Consider the following 18,752-nt stretch of genomic DNA (forward strand, 5'->3'; position numbering starts at 1 on the left):
CGAAGGCACAACCGGGGTAACGCCGGGCGTGGTCCCGCCCAGCCCGGCCAGGACCACGCCCCGCGGCACGCCCACGGCTTCGCCAACGCCCGAAGTACCACCGTTGGAGGGCCCCGTTACATCCGAGCCGGTTCCCTCGGGCAGTGCGGCGGCCCTGCAGACGGTGACCGCCTACTACGTGCTCGTGGACGACGGCGGCAGCAACGGCGTGCGGTTCGGCTGCAATGACAGCCTGGTGGGCGTAGCCCATACCAGGTCCGCCGGAGAGGACCCGCTTCCCGCTGCCATTCGAGCGCTGCTGGAGACGCCGGCTGATGCAGTTCCGCCCCAACCATCACCGGACGTCTATAACGCCCTCCGGGGCTCGGACCTGAAGTTCCTCTCGGGAAGCTTCGACGGCACCACCGTCACGGTGTACCTCGCCGGCACACTCAGCATGGGAGGTGTTTGCGACCTCCCGCGCGTAGAAGCCCAGCTGACACAGACGGCGGTCTCGGCCGTTGGGGCTATCCGGGCGGAGATTCATATCAACGGGCGCAGCCTGGCCGAGGCTTTGCGGCAGGACTAACAGGCGGGTTGCCGCTCACTGGTACTTCTTTACTCAACGAGTGTTGCCTATCCAGCAACACTCGCCTGTATCCTGATTGATGTGAGCCACGAGACACTCGACGCCGCAGCACAGACGCTGCCTGCCGAAGCCATTGATGCCATCGAGCGGGCGGCAACGTCCGCCCACCGCCATGAGGAACTCTTCTCAGAGCGCGCCGCCAACATCCGCCAGTCCGCAGTCAGGGACGTCTTCGATATCTCCCTGCGCCCCGGGCTGGTTTCCCTCGCGGGTGGAAGTCCCTACCTGCAGTCCCTCCCCCTTGACCGGCTGGCCGCCACTGCAGCAACCATCATCGCCGAGGACGGGCTGGCGGCCCTCCAGTATGGCAGCGGCCAGGGCACCGAAGAGCTGCGAACCCAGATCTGCGAAGTGATGGCCGCCGAGGGCATCCTCGACGCCCTGCCCCGGAACGTGGTGATCACGGCAGGGTCGCAGTCCGCCCAGGACGTGGCCACCAAAGTCTTCTGCAATCCGGGAGACGTGGTGCTGGTGGAAGAGCCGACCTACGTGGGCGCGCTGAATACGTTTGAGGCGTACCAGGTCCAGGTGGAAACGGTGGAGATGGACGGGGACGGCCTCGTTCCGGACCTCCTTGAGGCGAAGATCGCAGCCCTGCAGCTCGCTGGGAAGAGTGTCAAATTCCTGTACACCATTCCGAACTTCAACAATCCCTCCGGAATCACCCTCGCCCGCGAGCGGCGGCAGGCGATCGTGGACATATGCCGCAACGCGAATATTCTGATCCTTGAGGACAACCCCTACGGACTCCTGCGCTTCGACGGAGAACCGCTGCCGCCCCTCCGCGCCGACAACCCTGCCGACGTGATCTATATGGGCTCTTTCTCCAAGATCTTCGCCCCCGGACTCCGCATCGGATGGGCCCTGGTGCCCGAACACTTGCAGCGCCGGTACTACCTTGCGGCCGAAGCCGTAACCCTGTGCCCGCCCGCCCTCAACCAGATGCTGGTGTCCGCCTACCTGCGCGACTACGACTGGCGGGGCCAGATCGAAACGTACCGTGGACTGTACGCGGAGCGCTGCCGGGCAATGCTCGCTGCCCTGGAGGCGCACATGCCCGCCGGGACCAGCTGGACCAGCCCGGAGGGCGGATTCTTCGTCTGGGTAACCCTGCCCGAAGGAGTGGACACCTACCCCCTGCTGCACAAGGCGATCGACGCCGGAGTGGTGTTTATCCCCGGCGCCGCCTTCACGCCGTCGGACGAGCCGTCCAACAAGCTGCGCCTGGCCTTCAGTGCGGTGCCGCCGGAAGCCATCACGGAAGGCGTGCGCCGGCTGGCGCCGGTACTGCGGCAAGCCATCGCCGGACTGTAGCCTTGGGCTCACTGACTTAAGCCGCAATAACCAAGCAAAGGAGCAACACATGAGCGGAATCATCGTTGTAGGGGTTGACGGCAGCGGTACAGCCAAAAAGGCAGCGGAGTCCGCCCGGGACCTCGCCGCAGCACTGAGTGCATCGCTTCACGTCGTCTCAGCCTTCGACAGTGACCGCACCGAGGTCTTCGGCAGCGGCAGCGACCAGTGGATCGTCTCCGACGCCGACGCCGCCGAGCACGTGGCCCGCACCGTGGCGGAATCCCTGGGCCGGGACATCAAGGTGACCTACTCCGCTGCCCGCGGCCGCCCGGCCGACGCCCTGATCAAGGAGGCGCTGCGGATGGAAGCCCGCATCATTGTGGTCGGAAACCGCAGGATGCAGGGCATTGGGCGCGTCCTCGGGAGCGTTGCGAACAGCGTTGCCCACAACGCTCCCTGCGACGTTTACATCGCCAACACCTACGACGCCGACTAGAAGTTACCGCGGACACTCCCCTTGGTGGCAAAGGTCGCTACGGGGAGTGTCTGTTCTCACGCCGGATACACCACTGAGGCCTCGGGCGCAACGATAAAATTGGATAAGCCCCCAACGGAGCGGACACCCAGCATCCACGATTATCAAGGGGCACCATTGATCACTCTGCAGCGCCGCCAGCTCGTAGGCCACGATATCCTCCTGGCCCGCCACGGAAACCACATCTGCTCCATGCGCGTCGACCGCAGCAACGGCAGGGTGGTGGCGCTGCTGGACGATGGAACCGTGGACAGCGCACCGAACCTGATCGCCCCGGACCTTCAGCTTCCCGAGACCGTGGCCAGCGTGCTGCGCGAAGACTGGAAGCTGCTGACCGCACTGGGCGGAGCAGGCGCCGTACTCAGCGGTTTGATGATTGCAGCGGCCGTTTCCCTCGGGACTGTGGTGGATCCCTCCACCGTTGAGATGCTCTCGGTTTACTCCACGTACTGATGTACACCTCGGGCTAAAGCACCATCCAGCCCTGCAGTACGCGCCAGATACCGGCCATCACCACCCCGCCGAAGAGCGAACCGGCAACCACCTGCGCCAGCGTGTGGGCGCGCAGCACCACCCTCGACCAGCCCACAGCGGGGATAAGCAGCAGCAGCGGAAGCCACGGGGCTCCGAGCATCAGCACAGCAATCACTGCTGAAGACGAAATTGCGGCAGCATGCCCGCTGATCTTCCAGAATGGGCTGACGCCCGCCAGCACAACCACCCCGGCCACCACTGCCAGGACCATCGCGACGACGCTCTCAGGAGCTCCTGCCGCATACAGCACCAGAAGCCCGGCAACAATCGACGCCAGTGCCATCAGCAGTACGGGCGCCCGCTGTTTGCGGTCGCTGACGTGGTGATCGGTGACTTTGCCCAGCTTCACCAGGAGCAGCAGCAGGAACAGCGGGATCACGCAGACGAACAGCGCCGCCAGGGCGCCGTAGGCCATCGTTCCGGGAAAGCCGGCCTGCGTCAGGGGGCTGATCAACAACTGCACACTCACCACCACTGGCGGCTGCAACAGCTCCGTGATCCATCTGGCTGCCCTGTTCTTGGCACGGATACGGCCGGCGTTATTGACCACTGCTGTCAGTTCCTAGTCCAGCAGCAGCGCCGGCTCCTCCAGGATGGCGGCGACGTCGGCCATGAAGCGGGCGGACAGGTCGCCGTCCACCACCCGGTGATCAAATGAGCCGCCAAGGGTTGTGATCCAGCGGGGAATTACCTCGCCGTCCAGTACCCAGGGCTTCTGCTTGATGGTTCCGAACGCCACGATCGCCACCTCGCCGGGGTTGATGATCGGCGTGCCCGTGTCGATGCCCAAAGCCCCGATGTTTGTGATGGTGAGCGTCCCGCCCTGCATTTCCGCGGGCTGGGTCTTGCCCGCCCTGGCGGTGGTGGCCAGGTTGTTCAGGGCCAGCGCCAGTTCCTTCAGGGATAGGTCCTGGGCGTTTTTGATGTTCGGCACCATCAAGCCGCGCGGGGTTGCCGCCGCAATTCCCAGGTTCATGTAGTGCTTGACCTGGATCTCGGCGCTGCCTTCGCCGTTGTCCACCCAGGTGGCGTTGACACTGGGGTTCCGGGCTGCTGCCCAGATCACGGCCTTGGCGAGGATGAGCAGCGGCGATACCCGGATGCCCTCGAAGTCACGCGAGGCCTTGAGCCTCTTGACGAACTCCATGGTGCGGCTGGCATCCACGTCCACGAAAATGCTGACGTGCGGTGCAGAGAACGCCGAGTCCACCATCGCCTTCGCCGTGGCCTTGCGGACGCCCTTGACGGGGATACGCTCCACCCGCTGGTCCTGCGGCTTTCCGGCTCTACCCCAGAAGCCGTCAGCCTTGTCCAGCTCGGCGTCCCGCTGGGCCTGGTAGCTGACCAGGTCCTCGCGCGTCACCTCACCGCGCAAACCGGTGGCCACAACATCTGCCAGGTCGATGCCAAGGTCACGGGCGATCTTCCGGACCGGGGGCTTGGCCAGGACCTTGTTCACCAGGCCTGTGATGGTGCCGCCAAGCGTTGGACGGTTGTCGACGGCGTCGCCGGCGGTTTGGCCTGGGGCCTCCTTGGCAGCGCCCGCTGTGGTCATTTCCGGCCTGGCCGTCACCGCAGCAGGGGTGTGGGGCTGGACGGGCTCCACTTCCGGGGCATTTATCGTGATGGTGCCCGCTGCGCCACCAGTGTTTGAGCTGGCCGAAATCCGCGGGCGGCGCTTGACGGCGTCGGCCTTGGGCCCGGAACCCACCAGCGGACCGCCTGCCAAGGCACTATCCGAGGTGTCGCCGTCGGGCGCCGGAAGCGTGCCGTAGAGCGGCTGCACGGGCGTCTCGGGAGCCCGCACGTCAGCCGGGGTGGGATCACCGGCAACCTCGCTGCTGACGCTGATAATGGCGGTGCCGACGTCGATGGTCACCCCTTCGGGGACCAGCAGTTCGCTGACGGTGCCGGCAAACGGCGAGGGCAGCTCCACAATCGACTTGGCCGTCTCGATCTCACACAGGACGTCGTTGATTGCGACGGCGTCGCCGGGCTTGACCTTCCAGGAGACGATTTCCGCCTCGGTGAGGCCCTCGCCGACGTCAGGCAGGTTGAACTTGTTGAGAGTCATGGTGTCCTCGGTTCGGGAAGCCCGGCTGCTGTTGGGGAACGGAAGCCGGGCGGAAAGGATGCAGCGGCTCAGTAGGAGAGGGCGCGGTCCAGCGCCTCGAGGATGCGGTCGATGTCCGGAAGGTAGTCTTCCTCCACCTTGGCAACCGGATAGGGCATGTGGAAGCCGCCCACGCGGATCACCGGCGCCTCCAGGGAATGGAACGCCCGCTCACTGATCCGGGCAGCGATTTCACCGCCGATTCCACCGAAGGTGGGTGCCTCGTGGGCCACAATCAGCCGTCCGGTCTTTTTCACCGAGGCTTCGACGGTATCGAAGTCCAAGGGTGAGATGGAGCGCAGGTCGATGACCTCAACGCTGCGGCCGTCCTCCTCCGCCGCGTTCGCCGCAGCCAGCGCCACGGGCACCAGCGGTCCGTAGGCCACGAGCGTGGCGTCCGTCCCGGCCCGGAGCACGTGGGCCTTGAAGGGGTCCTCCGCCAGGCCGGGTGCCTCGACGTCGACCTCTCCCTTAAGCCAGTAACGGCGTTTGGGCTCGAAGATGATCACCGGGTCCTGGCAGTCGACCGCCTGCTGGATCATCCAGTAGGCGTCGTGCGGGTTGGACGGGGTGATGATCCGCAGGCCGGCCGTGTGGGCAAAGAGCGCTTCGGGAGATTCCGAGTGGTGCTCCACAGAGCCGATGCCCCCGCCGTAGGGGATGCGGATGACCACGGGAACGGTGAGGTTGCCGTTGCTGCGCGCGTGCATCTTGGCCAGCTGGGTGGTGATCTGGTTGAAGCCCGGGAAAACGAATCCGTCGAACTGGATTTCACAGACCGGGGTGTAGCCGCGCAGTGCGAGGCCGATGGCGGTGCCGATGATGCCGGATTCGGCCAGCGGGGTGTCCACTACGCGGTCCGGGCCGAACTCGCCGATCAGCCCGTCCGTCACGCGGTACACGCCACCCAGGGCGCCGATGTCTTCACCCATCAGCAGCGACTTGGGGTTGTCAGTTAGTGCTGTGCGAAGGCCCTCGTTGATGGCCTTGGCGAGAGTCATGGTGGTCATCAGTGGCCTGCCTCTTGGTATGCCTGCGCTGTTGCTGCCTGCCGGGCGGGTTCTTCTTCAGTTGCAAAACCCGCTGAGTACTCCTCGAACCAGGCCAGTTCCTCTGCCACCAGCGGGTGGGCTTCGACGTAAGTGTTGGCGAAGGCGGACCGGATATCCGGGGTTTCCAGGTCATGGGTGGTGCGCCGGACGTAGGCTGCGAGCTCGTCACCGTCAGCTTTCACCTTGGCGAAGAACGCCTCGTCGGCCAGGCCTTCGGCGCGCAGGTACTTCTCCAGGCGCATCAGCGGATCCTTGGCCCGCCAGGCGTCCTCCTCCGCCGACTCGCGGTACTTGGTGGGGTCGTCCGCCGTCGTGTGAGCGCCAACCCTGTAGGTGAAGGCCTCGATCAAGACGGGGCCCTTGCCTTGGCGTGCGTGCTCCAATGCCCACTCGGTGACGGCGTGCACGGCAATGACGTCGTTGCCGTCCACCCGGATGCCGGGGAAGCCGTACCCCTTGGCCCGGTTGGACAGGGGCACCCGCGTTTGCACGTTGGTGGGGACGGAGATGGCCCAGTGGTTGTTCTGGCAGAAGAATACAACCGGCGCGTTGTAGGAGGAGGCGAACACCATGGACTCGTGGACGTCACCTTCCGAGCTGGCGCCGTCGCCGAAGTAGGCGATTACCGCGGCGTCCGGGGCGGCAGCCCCGTTGTCCTGACCGTCGGCGCGGACTGCCGCGGCACTGGAGGCTGCAAGCTTCTGGTCCCGCTGAATTCCCATGGCGTAGCCCACTGCGTGGAGCGTCTGGGCCGCCAGGACCAGGGTGTAGAGGTGGAAGTTGGTGTCCTTCGGGTTCCATCCACCGTTGGAGACGCCGCGGAACTGGCGCAGGAGCTCGGCAAGGTCCACATTGCGGGTCCAGGCCACGCCATGCTCCCGGTACGTGGGGAAGATGTAGTCCTGCGGCTGGCTGGCCCGGCCCGAACCGATCTGGGCGGCTTCCTGGCCGGTCAACGGAACCCAGAGCGCCAACTGGCCCTGGCGCTGCAAGGCTGTGGCTTCGACGTCGAACCGGCGGATTGCGGCCATGTCCGCGTAGAGCCCGCGGAGCTTCTCCGGGGTGAGCTTTTCAGCGTATCCGGTGAAGACCGGATCAAAACCCAGTTTCCCGTCGGGGCCGAGGAGCTGGACCATCTGCGCCGGAGGCTCTCCCATCACGGCTTCGGCATCAGCCTCACGCTGATCGTCTACAGCTGTTCCGTCGAACTCGGTGGCAGGCAGATGTGTGCCCATACCGTCTCCTTGCTTGCCGCATCCGGATGCAATGCAATGTCGCTGGGATATATGCTTCAAAAGGAATAGATTCCTCCGGCGGCATATATATTGGCTTACTGATCCTAACTTTATCTTCAGTAAGTAACCGCGGGGCTACTTGTTAAGTGCTAGGAACCGCGCGGGGCCTTTGTATAGTTCGCACACAGAGCGAGAAAACGCGTATTGGCGTCTTCCTCGCCGATACTGACGCGGACGCCTTCGCCCGCAAAGGCCCTCACGGACAAGGCCTGCGTGGCAGCCAGATCGGCAAACCCAGTGCTGTCAGCGCCGAGATCCAGCCAGACGAAGTTGCCCTGGGCATCTGGAACACTCCAGCCGAGGCTCCGCAGGCCTGCCGTGACGCGCTCCCGTTCGTCCACGAGCCTTTGTACCCTCTCTACAACTTGGGGGTAATTCTGCAGCGAAACAATTGCTGCAGTTTCTGCAATCTGCGACACGGCGAACGGTGTGGCCGCAACCCGCAGGTGTTGGGTCAGCACAGGATTGGAGACACTGTAGCCCACCCGGAGGCCGGCAAGCCCGTGTGCCTTGGAGAAGGTCCGGAGCACAATAACGTTCGCGTACTTCCGGTACAGCGCGATCCCATCCACGGCATCAGCCGCCCGCACGAATTCCTGGTAGGCCTCGTCAATCACCACCACCACGTCAGACGGGAGGGAGCGGATAAACGCCTCTGTTTCGGCCGCAGCCAGGGCAGGACCGGTGGGATTGTTGGGGGTGCACAGGAGGATCACCTTGGTGCGGGCCGTGACTGCCGCCGCCATGGCCTTGAGGTCGTGGCGGCCGCCGTCAGCCAACGGGACCGGGACGCCTTCTGCGCCGGAGAGGCCAACACTGATGGGGTATGCCTCGAAGGAGCGCCAGGCGTAGATGACTTCATCGGGCTTGCCGTCTTCGTTCCGCCCGGCGAACGCGGCCAGGAGTTGGTTCAGGGCGCCCAGGCTGCCGGCGCCAGTGACGATGTCTTCGGCGGGAACATCAAGGAACGCGGCGAGTTCGGCGCGCAGCCTGCTGCTCAGCGGATCAGGGTAGCGGTTGAAGTCCGTCTGCCGTGCAATCGCCTCAATGACCGCCGGAATCGGGGGCAGAGGGTTTTCGTTTGAAGACAGCTTGTAGCTGGTCAGTCCGTCCACGGCGACGGGAGGTTTGCCAGCGGCGTAGCGGGGCAGCTTTGCCACCACAGGGCGCGGCTGGATGCCCCCGGCGAGGGTATCTGATGAAGTCATGCAAACCAGCCTACTTCTCCAGCCGCGGGACGGAAGGCGGCATCTGCGCAGGGTCGCACCCCCTGCCGTAGTGGGTCGGGCAGCCGGACGGGCCGCCAAGCACGGACCGTCCGGCCACCTGTTCCTTCTCGGTTCCCTGCCCGGGGGCCCTACACCCGCGGAGTGCTGTCGGACCGGCTGCCCGCCAGCTGGGGGGCCCAACCGTCGGTTCCCTGGAGATACGCCTCCAGCGTGAACTCCTGTGCCAGCCCCGGATCAAGTTGCGGCCTCTCCGGGGTGATGCGGGACCCCGGGCCGTTGTTGTTGAACTCGTGGAAGCGCGCTTCCCGCCAGGAGAAACCGCTCATGTCCGTCCAGGGTGCGGCGGAAATGTGCGCGCCCAGCCAGGAATCCCGGATGAGCACCTGGGCGATGGCATCCACGTCCCCGCTGGGATGCCAGGGGCGGCCCAAATGGACCGAACCGGCAGCGGCGTCTGACACAAAGCGGCAGTCGGTAAACAGATACCCGTGCTTGATCCCGATATTCAGGCTGCCGGCCGAAACATAGCCGTTGTTGCTGTCGGACCCACGGTCAAGGGAGCGGATGTCACTTCCGGAGAAGACTGCAGTGCCACGGCCGAAGATGAAATCTACGTCGCCCTCGATGTAGCAGCCGCTAAAGAAGAAGCGCGCCTGTACCCCGCGGGAGGGGGAATCAACCAGCAGCGTGTCCTGGTTGCCCAGGCACCGGACGTTGTTAAGGACGGCACGGTCCCCTGTCAGGAAGAGCGCCACCGCCTGGCGGTTCTTCATCTCCTCGTTGGCGGCCTCGTCAAAGTCATTGCTGAACGTGACGTTTGAAGCCATGAAGTCCGGCCCGTCAATCCGAACGCTTGCGCTTCCGCCCGTCCCGTAGGGCCCGGTGCCATCCGGTTTAGGAGTGCCGGAGGCGTTGTTGTAAACCAGGACAACGTCTTCCGCTTTCCCGCCGAGCCCGAGAAACGAAATTCTTGGCTTGTTGGCCGGCACCCTGATGGCCTCCCGGTAAACGCCCGGCTGGATCCGGATGAGGGTTCGGCGGGTACTGCCCGTGGGCACGGCGTCCACGGCTGCCTGGACGGTCGGGAACGCCTGGCCCCTGCCCACATCCAGGACCGTGGGCTTGTCCACGGGGCGTTCGCTGGGCCAGTAGATGCCGGTGAGAGCATCCAGCCCGGCGTCGAGGTGCTGGAAGTACCCGGGGGGCAGGGCCTGTTGTGCCCGAAGTTCGGACGCAACCAGCCTGGCGACGGCCAGGGCGCCTTCAGCCTGGAAATGCGTATTGTCGGTCACGCCTTGCGGATACTGCGGATACTGGCCCGGCGAGGCATAGAGGAAGTGGGACTTGGTTCCCTCGGCCCCGAGCTTCTGCCACAGGTCCTTTGAGGAGGCGGTGAGGTCCACCAGCGGGGTCCTAGTGGCCGCCGCAAGTTCGCGTACGGCCTGCGGGTACGCGCCATGCGAGTCCTGCGCGATGCCAAGGGCGCTGAACCGGCGGCGTTCCACCGGCGTCACCAGTACAGCCTTCGCACCACGGCCGGCGGCACCGTCCATGTACTTCTGCAGGTACTCCTTGAAGGTGGTCTGCGGATCGGTTCCCCTGGCGGGGTCCTCCACCTTCTCGTCGTTGTGCCCGAACGAGATGAGCAGGTAGTCGCCGGGCTGGAGCAACGACACTACCTCGTCCAGCAGGCCGGCGTCGGCGAAACTCTTGGACGAAGCTCCGGACCAGGCGTAGTTGAAGACGTCAGCCTGTGGCCCCAACAGCAGCGGGAGGGCCTGCCCCCAGCCGGCCCGGGGACGTTCGGAGTGCTGGTAGGCGGAGGAGGTGGAATCGCCCACCACGAAGATGACGGGCTTGGTTCTTGTCCGCGGCGGGACCGTCACGGCACGGACTGCGGCTTCTGAGCGGGCAACCCCTGGTCCGGCGAGCCCCGCGGCCGCGGTGACGGCTCCGGTGGCCACTGCGGCAAGCAGTGAGCGGCGCGTGGGTTGGAAGCGGCGCATCAGCGGGCATCCCCCGCCGTGAAGATAGGCCCGACGGCGTCCGCCAGGAGTGCGGGAACGGCCTGGGCGGCGTTGACGTGCGTCCGCAGGACAGGCGTCCAGGTGTCATCGGCGCTCAGTTGCCTGTCCGCAGGCGCAGCTTCGTTGTAGGCGGCGCGGAGGTCCACGATTTTGCCGTTGACTGCGTTTCCGCTGGTGGTGATGACCTTCCCCTTGAAGTAGGAGATCAGTGACTGCACGGGGATTTCCGCCGGGAGTGTGAAGGCATTGGCCTCGGCGTGCAGGTGGGACTCAACCCCTGCACCGAACGTGTATCCATATGGGATATCGGAACCTGTGGTCGTCTTGAAGTGGTTGTTGTAGACGTCCACTTGTCCGAAACGGACCCGGGGTGCGCGCTGGCCTACGTTCTCGAAAACATTGTGGTGGATGGTCACCCGCAGCTTGCCGGCGTCTCCCCTGTTGGTCGAGTCCGTCGAGCCGATGAGCAGGAGCTTGTCGTGCTCGGAGAACCGGTTGTAGGACATCGTCACGAGGTCGGAACCGTTGGTGACATCCACTGCTCCGTCGTGCACCTGGTACGGCCGGCCGAAGTAGCTGGGCTGGGCGCTGTCCAGGTTCGGGGCATCCGTGAAGTGTGAGTGGTCCACCCACACATGCTTGGAGCCGTTGATGATCTGCAGCAGGTCATACTCGCTGTTCCAGTTGCCGGTGGCACCGTCCGTAGGGTCCCACGACGGGAAACAGTCGGCGGCATCCCGCACTGTGAGGTTCCGGAAGATGACGTTTTCGGCTCCGTTGATCCTCAGGGCAGCTCCGGTGATGCTGCTGTCCGGGCCGGCCCCCACGATCGTTGTGTTGCTGGGGATGTCCCAGCGGATGGCGGCAGCCTGCCTGGATGCGGCCAGCCGCCGCGCGTTCTCCTGCGTGCCCTCCGGCTTTTTCGCGGTTCCGTAGCGGGCCGGGTCGAAATCATGGAGGTACTGGGTCAGCGAGTAGCCGGTGCCACTGGCGTAGTCTTCACAGCTGATCGGTGCGCCGTCCGGGCTGGCATTCGCAGCAATGTCCCCGTGGACCCGGATGATTTTGGGTTCGGTGCCCGTGGCGAGGGCCGCGAGGAGTTGTCCTTTGTTGGAGACGTCGTAGATCCGGTTTTCCGCAGCGGTCGAGCCGCCAGTGGTTCCGGCCCCCGAAGCTGCCCAGCCATCATTCTGTGGGAGTACTTGGCGTTCAAGGGGTTGGCGTGCGGTCTGGGATGTTGGATCCGCCTGCGGGGATGGAGATGCTATTGAATGGGCAGGGGCTGCGAGCAGGGATACGGCGACGGCCGCGGCGACCGATACGGGCGCGAAGGGCATCTTCTTGCGCATGATCTCTCTTCCTCCGTTGGAATGAACCACGCTTCGGTGCCGGACTTGGAACCGCCAGCACGTCAGAAAGCGATTTCTCAACTATCGGAAAACGCTTTCTTCTTGTCAAGGGTCAGTTGATATTTGACACACGCTTGCGCAGGGTCGTCACGCGCGGTCACTCGGCGGGAGCCTGACCCACTGAACGGGTCCAAGCTGCAGCGCTACCCCCGCAGGGGCCTTCAGGCGGTGTGCAACCATAGGGTCATGCGACTCATTGCCCGGGTACTGATCAATGCCCTCGCCCTCTGGGTGACCAGCTGGATCCTGCCGGGGCTGGAGATCTCCAGTTCAGCAGCCACGGACGCAGTGGCAAAAATCGGCGTGACGCAGGGGGCGGACACCGCTGGGATCGCCCTCGCCTACTTGTTCATCGGCGCCATTTTCGGCTTGGTGAACGCCTTGGTACGCCCGCTCGTGAGCCTCCTCGCGCTGCCCATCACCATCCTGACCCTCGGCCTGTTCACCATCGTCATCAACGCGGCAATGCTCTACCTGACCTCCTGGATCAGCAGCTACACGCCGGTGCACTTCACCATCGACTCCTTTTTCTGGACTGCCGTTTTGGCGGCGATCATCATCACGCTGATCTCACTGGTGGCCGGCCGCATTGCTGGAACCCGAAGGTAGCTGAAGGTTCGAGGCGCTGTGCACACTGCAGGTGCTGAAGCCACGTCCCGGCCCGGCTAGCGTCCGCCATAGCCGCGCTCCTGCCTGCGGGTGTCTGCGGCATGGAGATTTGGCGTGGGGGCCTTGGTCCGGGCCAGGGAAAAGCGGGTAGCGGTGGCTGCCCCGCCGGCTCCCAGCACCGCCCCCAGTGCGGCGGTGGACCCGGCCAGCGAGGGATCGTTGCTCGCCGAAACGAGCCGCGCGCCGTCCTGATAGCCGCTGAGCTGGTGGCCTGGACCGATGCCAACGTTCTCCCCCGTCTGCACGTACAGGTTATCCGTCATCGTGGCTGTGACCTGGTTCCTGGTGTCGGGGTTGGGTGCGCCGTCGGTGCCCGGGACCCAGTCGGTCCGGTGTTCAAGATGGAGGGTATTAACGTTCCGATTCGGCGTGATTCCGGCGACGGGCGACCCTGCCGTGAGAACGTACTTGAGGTCGTAGTCGGCCAGGAATTCCTCGCTTGCCGCCAGGTTCATGGCGTGAATCCCTCCTTGGCTGTAGCCAACGCCCACCACAGTTGCTCCCCTTTGGGCTCCAGCCGCCGTCAGCGCCTCCCTAACGGCCGCCCTGACGTTCTTGGAATTGCTGCCTACCCCTTCGGCTATTCCGCTCAGGCCAAATGGATTCCCGCTCGCAACTCCACCATCCAGTTGGGTCCCCGGGATGACCACCACGTAAACCTTCTGCCCGCCGTGATCGACCTCTATGACCTCGATGAAACCCGCACCACGCTGATCGATCAGCTGTACTCGTTCAAGCAGCCCTGCAGGAGAAGGATCGAGGTCAATTGAAATGCTTTCCTCCCGTTGGACCTCCACCAGCCGGGACCGCATGCCTGGCAGTGCACCCTCCACCAGCGCCTTTAGCAGAGGCGTGGCCGATACCGCCCCTGCAGTCATGTTTTCGAGGGCGCTGTTGTTAAGGAAGCCAGTCCTCCAAAAGTCTGTGTGCCTTTCCCACTCAGCCTCAAGGTTTGGAACGCCAATACTGCGGGCAGCCGCCGCCACAGTCTCCGCCATCTCGTACTCCCGTTTGCAGGCGCGGACCTGGCTGCTGATGCGCTGCAGCTCGGTCCATACTGCGCGAAGGCTCCGCTCGGACTCACCAACCGCGTTCAGGGCCATGGTCCCGGACCACCGTGGCAGGTTCTGGAAGGGAACGAGGTCCTCCCGGATCCGGCGGACCTCAACCTCCAGTTCGGAAAGCCTGGCGGCGAGGTCATCCACCCTTTCAGCACCTCCGGCCAGTTCCTCCAACTGGAAACTGATGCCGCCGACACCGCCACGGACGGTAAGGGGCCCGTCGTCGGGAGGACCGTACAGCCTTATGGAGCCGCTCCCGGACGGCGTAGCTTCCGCCATCATGGCCTGCCCGGAAAAGTGCAATCAGCGGTGAAGGTCTCGAGGGCATGCCGCTCCACAGCAGCCTTTGCTTCAACGAGCGCCTCAAGGGCTCGCCGGAAGGCAGCACACTGCAGTGATACCGCTTCGCGGTAGGCACGGCCGGCCGGCGACTCCCATTCCAGCAACTGAATATCCCTGAAGTCTGCCAGGACGTCCTCTCCGCGACTGAGGCAATAGGCCACGCGGCCGGCCAACTGCTCCACCTGGGAAGCGCGCACCATGTCTTGCTGCAGGTTTGCGCCTGCCGGCTCACTACTCATTGCCCTTCCCTTTCCGGACTGTCCAGCGCCCCGGATGCCCGCCCCTGGAACTACTGACGTGAACGCTACGGCGGGACAACCACCCGGCCAACTCCCGCGTCGTCTATGTGGACAAGTAATCCCGCGGGAACGGCTCAAGCTGGCACAAAAGTTCATGAAAGAATCAGCACATGCCTGAAACTGCCGCCACAGCTGACACCCGTACGCCCTCAGGACGCCTGGCCCTCGCCGCGTCCCCGGAAAGAATCGCGCTCGGCCCGCTGGACGGCCGCTACCAGTCCGCCGTCGCCCCGCTCGTGGATTACCTGTCGGAGGCAGCCCTCAACCGGGACCGCGTGGCCGTGGAAGTTGAGTGGCTCATCCACCTGACCAGCAACAACGTGCTTCCCGGCGCAGGTCCCCTGACCCCCTCGCAGCAGGACCAACTGCGCGCCATCGTCACCGAATTCGACGCCGGATCGGTGGCCGAGCTGGCTGATATCGAAGCCGTGACCGTCCACGATGTAAAGGCCGTGGAGTACTACATCGGCCGGCGCCTCCCGGCCATCGGCATCGAGAACCTCACAGCCATGGTTCACTTCGGCTGCACCTCCGAGGACATCAACAACCTCTCCTACGCGCTGGGCGTCAAGGGTGCTGTGGAGGACGTGTGGCTTCCAGCAGCGCGCGCCCTGGTGGCCCAGATCAGCAAGATGGCCCGGGACAACCGCGCCGTCCCCATGCTGTCCCGCACCCACGGACAGCCCGCCACCCCCACCACGCTGGGCAAGGAACTGGCCGTCATCGCGCACCGCCTCACGCGCCAGCTCGACCGCATCGCCAAAACTGAATACCTGGGCAAGATCAACGGCGCCACCGGCACCTACGCTGCCCATGTTGCGTCGGTTCCCGGTGTGGACTGGCAGCAGGTGTCCAAATCCTTCGTGGAGGCCCTCGGACTGACCTGGAATCCGCTGACCACCCAGATCGAAAGCCACGACTGGCAGGCTGAACTCTACGCCGACGTCGCACGCTTCAACCGCATCCTGCACAACGTCTGCACGGATATCTGGAGCTACATCTCCATCGGCTACTTCGCGCAGATCCCCGTGGCCGGCGCCACAGGATCCTCCACCATGCCGCACAAGGTGAACCCCATCCGCTTCGAAAACGCCGAGGCCAACCTGGAAATCTCCTCCGGGCTGCTGGACGTACTGGGATCCACGCTCGTCACCTCCCGCTGGCAGCGTGACCTCACCGACTCCTCCAGCCAGCGCAACATCGGTGTGGCATTCGGCCACTCACTCCTGGCCATCTCCAACGTGGCCAAGGGCCTGGAACGCCTCGACGTTGCCGAGGACGTGCTGGCCGGAGACCTGGACACCAACTGGGAAGTCCTGGGCGAAGCAATCCAGATGGTCATGCGGGCAGAGGCGATCGCCGGCGTCGAAGGCATGGAGAACCCCTACGAGCGGCTCAAGGACCTCACCCGCGGACAGCGTGTTGACGCCGCCCGCATGCAGGAATTCGTCCAGGGCCTGGGCCTCTCCCCCGAAGCCGAAGCGCGGCTCCTCGCGCTGACCCCCGGCAAGTACACGGGCATCGCGGACCAGCTGGTGGACCACCTGAAATAAAAGTACGACGGCGGCGCCGGGCCTGGGAGGGCCCGGCACCTTCCTTCATTCCTGCCCCCTGCGGCCGGGACGGCACCATGCTTCAAGGTGCGAAACTGGAGGAATGAAGCTGCTCCTGATCCGCCACGGACAAACTCCGGGCAACGTGCTTGGCCAGCTGGACACTGCCCACCCCGGTCCCGGGCTTACTAAACTGGGTGAGCGGCAGGCCGAAGCCCTGGCCCGTTCGTTAGCCAACGAGCCGATCGAGGCCCTCTATGCCTCCACCCTGGTTCGAACCCAGATCACCGCGGCACCGTTGGGCCGGCTGTACAGCCTGGACGTCGAAGTCATGGATGGCCTCCACGAAATCGAGGCCGGGTCACTGGAAAAACTGACCGACCACGAGTCGCACAAACGGTACATGGGCACGGTGTTTTCCTGGGCCGCCGGGGATCTTGACCAGCGGATGCCGGCCGGGCCTGACGGGCATGACTTCTTCGAACGGTTTGATACAGCCATCGCCCGGGTTCTGGACCGCGCATCCGGGGATCAGGCCACGGCAGCAGTTGTCAGCCACGGCGCAGCCATCCGTACCTGGGCCGGACGGCGGGCCGAGGACGCCGACCACGAGTTCGCCGCGAAACATGCTTTGGCCAACACCGGGATTGTGGCGCTCGAGGGTGATCCGCACAGCGGGTGGAGGCTGATCCACTGGGACGGCAGCCCGGTGGGCGGCCTGGCACTTGCCGATCCCACAGCTCAGGACCCTACCGGACGCAATGTGGAAGGGCCCTAAACCAGCTGCCTGATCCGGCGGGCCGGGAACACGACCATTTTTCGGCACTGGCTGGTGCTCTCCACAACGGGTACCTGGTGCACGAGCCGTGCAGCCATAACGGCAGCCTCAGCCGCCGTCGGCCGTGCATCGCCGTCCATGGCCGTAAGGGCCTTCAAAAAGCTGCACCATCCGGGACCGAGGGAATCCGGGATGACCGGGCAGCGAAGGGTCCTCGCCACCAGGGACTCGATGGCGGTGCCGGGAAAGGCTTTGGACCCCGTGAGAAGCTCCAACAGGACCAAGCCCATGGCGTAGACGTCCCACGAGGTCCGGGCCGACCCGCCCGCCGCCTGCTCCGGACTCATATAGTGCGCCGTTCCTGACGAGATGCCCGGTTCGGGAGCCGATCCGGCGGCAGCCACGATGCCGAAGTCGATGATGCGTACCGGACTCCTCCGCAAGCCGCTGAGCATCAGGTTGGCGGGCTTGATATCACGGTGGACCAATCCCTGCCCATGCAGATGCGCAAGGGCCCCAAAGAGGCCGTACGCCCAACCCGCAACGTCACCGGCGCCGGGCCGGCCGCTGCGCGCTGCCTCTGCAAGGCTCGCCCCGAGGGCCAGTTCTTCAACCAGGAATGGTCGGCCGGCAAGCTGCGTCCCGGCGGGCATCACGCCGTGGGCAATGAACCTGATGATGGAGGGGTGTTTCAGTGCGGCCAGGACTTCTGCTTCATTGCGGATCCTCTCGAAGTGCTTTGCGGAGCCGCCAACAGCGACTTTGACGGCGACATCGGGACCGCCCGCAAGGTCGGCAGCGCGGAAAACCTCAGCCAGTGAGCCCCGGCCCAAGCGTTCCCTGAGGTGGTAACGGTCCGCCATCAGGGACATCCCGGGAAGAAGGGGAGCGCTCTTCTGCAGTGGCGCTGCTGCGGCGGAACTCATGCGGAGAGGGCCGCGGTATGGGCTTCTCCCGGATCAGTAAACTGCTCCCGGGAAGCGTAGGGGGAACGGATCCAGGCGTCGAGCTGAAAGCCGCAGCCGCAGCGCCAGACAGGCGGCAGCTGGACGGGACGGCCGTCGTCCGGCTCGAAGGTATAGCCGACGGCGACCGGCCCCACAGCAGGCGTCACCAGTTCCATGGTTGTTCCGCAGTGCAAGGGGGCCCCGTGCCACGCGCCGTTCATCTGCCCTGCAGGGTCCAGCGACAGCCTGTTGGTGCAGGCACTCAGAGCACCAAGGTCAGAAAAAGTTGCCAACGCTCTCACGACTCCAGCCGAAGTTATTTCAGGATTGATCGTAAGCATACATATTACTAGTCGATCTAGCTAGTCCGGCTAGTTACTTGTGTCCGTGCCCTTCATCAACGTCCTGCAACGCGTCAGTCATTCGTTGCAGGAACTCGATGACAACGCGCGCCTCGTCGGCGCTCAACCCCTCAGCAACCGCCATCATGCGGCGGTGCATCGCACCTAGGGTCACGCGGACTTCCTTGTCCGACTCAACGGTTGGAACCACCACCACGGAGCGCCGGTCCGTAGGGTGGGCTTCCCGCCGCACGTGCCCGCTCCGCACAAGCCTGTCTATCAGCGTGGTGGTGGAGGCGCTGGTGATTCCCAGGAACTGGCTCAGATCCTTTGGCGCTGTCGCCTCGCCTGCGGCCTGGACGCGCAGCAGGTAGCGCAGGGCGAGGATGTCCGTTTCACCCATGCCCATGGAGTCACGGGTAGAACGCCGGACGATCGTCTCAGCGGCCCGATAATCCCGCAGGGACTTCAGCACTGCCGCGCTGTAGTCCAGCTGGCCGTCGGGACCGTACCAATAGCCAGAGCCTTCATTACCGGTGGAACGCATGCAAACATTCTAGATCAACTGGTATCTAGACAGCCAAGCGAGTGCCGCCGTAAGCGTTATTCGGCCGCTTACCGAAGAGAAACACCAGCGTAACCAG

General features: G+C 64.7%; 19 protein-coding genes. 7 read left to right on the forward strand and 12 right to left on the reverse strand.

Annotation, left to right across the window (positions count from 1 at the left end):
* The 4 genes from AC5RV1_RS10225 to AC5RV1_RS10240 form a co-directional block, all read left to right on the forward strand.
* Positions 1–568 (forward strand): GerMN domain-containing protein (locus AC5RV1_RS10225; protein WP_493994446.1); only part of this gene is annotated, 568 nt, incomplete at its 5' end.
* A gap of 81 nt (positions 569–649) precedes the next feature.
* Entirely contained in the window at positions 650–1,942 is a 1,293-nt protein-coding gene (locus AC5RV1_RS10230) for an aminotransferase-like domain-containing protein (RefSeq protein WP_493994447.1), read from the forward strand.
* 49 nt (positions 1,943–1,991) lie between these two features.
* Entirely contained in the window at positions 1,992–2,420 is a 429-nt protein-coding gene (locus AC5RV1_RS10235; protein WP_493945437.1) for a universal stress protein, read from the forward strand.
* A gap of 156 nt (positions 2,421–2,576) precedes the next feature.
* Positions 2,577–2,912, forward strand: coding sequence for a hypothetical protein (locus AC5RV1_RS10240; protein ID WP_493945438.1), 336 nt, complete (start codon positions 2,577–2,579; stop codon positions 2,910–2,912).
* 13 nt (positions 2,913–2,925) lie between these two features.
* On the opposite strand, the gene AC5RV1_RS10245 is transcribed toward AC5RV1_RS10240, so the two are convergent.
* From AC5RV1_RS10245 to AC5RV1_RS10275, 7 genes are all read right to left on the reverse strand, one after another.
* The gene (locus AC5RV1_RS10245) at positions 2,926–3,543 is read right to left on the reverse strand and encodes a phosphatase PAP2 family protein (protein WP_493994448.1); all 618 of its coding nucleotides are present in this window, start codon (positions 3,541–3,543) and stop codon (positions 2,926–2,928) included.
* A gap of 12 nt (positions 3,544–3,555) precedes the next feature.
* Positions 3,556–5,067, reverse strand: a complete 1,512-nt coding sequence (locus AC5RV1_RS10250) for a dihydrolipoamide acetyltransferase family protein (protein WP_493994449.1) — start codon at positions 5,065–5,067, stop codon at positions 3,556–3,558.
* 68 nt (positions 5,068–5,135) lie between these two features.
* Positions 5,136–6,116 carry an alpha-ketoacid dehydrogenase subunit beta gene (locus tag AC5RV1_RS10255; protein WP_493994450.1) on the reverse strand — a complete coding sequence of 327 codons (981 nt, stop codon included), beginning with the start codon at positions 6,114–6,116 and terminating at the stop codon, positions 5,136–5,138.
* Positions 6,116–7,393 carry a pyruvate dehydrogenase (acetyl-transferring) E1 component subunit alpha gene (gene pdhA, locus AC5RV1_RS10260; RefSeq protein WP_493994451.1) on the reverse strand — a complete coding sequence of 426 codons (1,278 nt, stop codon included), beginning with the start codon at positions 7,391–7,393 and terminating at the stop codon, positions 6,116–6,118. The genes AC5RV1_RS10255 and pdhA overlap by 1 nt, the downstream gene beginning before the upstream one ends.
* A 149-nt stretch (positions 7,394–7,542) precedes the next feature.
* A complete protein-coding gene (locus AC5RV1_RS10265) occupies positions 7,543–8,661 on the reverse strand; it encodes a histidinol-phosphate transaminase (protein ID WP_493994452.1) in 1,119 nt (372 codons plus the stop codon).
* A 149-nt stretch (positions 8,662–8,810) separates the two neighbouring features.
* The gene (locus AC5RV1_RS10270; RefSeq protein ID WP_493994453.1) at positions 8,811–10,688 is read right to left on the reverse strand and encodes a pectinesterase family protein; all 1,878 of its coding nucleotides are present in this window, start codon (positions 10,686–10,688) and stop codon (positions 8,811–8,813) included.
* A complete protein-coding gene (locus AC5RV1_RS10275) occupies positions 10,688–12,058 on the reverse strand; it encodes a pectate lyase family protein (protein ID WP_493994454.1) in 1,371 nt (456 codons plus the stop codon). Before AC5RV1_RS10275 ends, AC5RV1_RS10270 begins: the two co-directional genes overlap by 1 nt.
* Before the next feature lie 246 nt (positions 12,059–12,304).
* On the opposite strand from AC5RV1_RS10275, the gene AC5RV1_RS10280 reads away from it, so the two are divergent.
* A complete protein-coding gene (locus tag AC5RV1_RS10280) occupies positions 12,305–12,727 on the forward strand; it encodes a phage holin family protein (protein WP_493994455.1) in 423 nt (140 codons plus the stop codon).
* Between the two features lie 56 nt (positions 12,728–12,783).
* Here the strand turns inward: AC5RV1_RS10280 and AC5RV1_RS10285 are convergent, their stop codons facing one another.
* Together AC5RV1_RS10285 and AC5RV1_RS10290 are read right to left on the reverse strand one after the other, a co-directional pair.
* Positions 12,784–14,130 carry a hypothetical protein gene (locus AC5RV1_RS10285; RefSeq protein ID WP_493994456.1) on the reverse strand — a complete coding sequence of 449 codons (1,347 nt, stop codon included), beginning with the start codon at positions 14,128–14,130 and terminating at the stop codon, positions 12,784–12,786.
* Complete coding sequence (locus AC5RV1_RS10290) at positions 14,127–14,429, reverse strand: hypothetical protein (RefSeq protein WP_493945454.1); 303 nt, start codon at positions 14,427–14,429, stop codon at positions 14,127–14,129. Before AC5RV1_RS10290 ends, AC5RV1_RS10285 begins: the two co-directional genes overlap by 4 nt.
* A 170-nt stretch (positions 14,430–14,599) precedes the next feature.
* Between AC5RV1_RS10290 and purB the strand changes: the two genes are divergently transcribed.
* Positions 14,600–16,042, forward strand: coding sequence for an adenylosuccinate lyase (gene purB / locus AC5RV1_RS10295; RefSeq protein ID WP_493945455.1), 1,443 nt, complete (start codon positions 14,600–14,602; stop codon positions 16,040–16,042).
* 103 nt (positions 16,043–16,145) lie between these two features.
* Complete coding sequence (locus AC5RV1_RS10300; protein ID WP_493994457.1) at positions 16,146–16,820, forward strand: histidine phosphatase family protein; 675 nt, start codon at positions 16,146–16,148, stop codon at positions 16,818–16,820.
* Here AC5RV1_RS10300 and AC5RV1_RS10305 read toward each other — a convergent pair.
* The 3 genes from AC5RV1_RS10305 to AC5RV1_RS10315 form a co-directional block, all read right to left on the reverse strand.
* Positions 16,817–17,746: a serine/threonine-protein kinase gene (locus AC5RV1_RS10305; protein ID WP_493994458.1), complete on the reverse strand. Its 930-nt coding sequence runs from the start codon at positions 17,744–17,746 to the stop codon at positions 16,817–16,819. The two genes, AC5RV1_RS10300 and AC5RV1_RS10305, sit on opposite strands and share 4 nt — an antisense overlap.
* Positions 17,743–17,943 carry a hypothetical protein gene (locus AC5RV1_RS10310; RefSeq protein WP_493994459.1) on the reverse strand — a complete coding sequence of 67 codons (201 nt, stop codon included), beginning with the start codon at positions 17,941–17,943 and terminating at the stop codon, positions 17,743–17,745. Before AC5RV1_RS10310 ends, AC5RV1_RS10305 begins: the two co-directional genes overlap by 4 nt.
* A 199-nt stretch (positions 17,944–18,142) precedes the next feature.
* Entirely contained in the window at positions 18,143–18,655 is a 513-nt protein-coding gene (locus AC5RV1_RS10315; protein ID WP_493994460.1) for a MarR family winged helix-turn-helix transcriptional regulator, read from the reverse strand.
* Positions 18,656–18,752: the final 97 nt, after the last annotated feature.

The organism is Arthrobacter sp. Hb9-2, assembly GCF_059091165.1.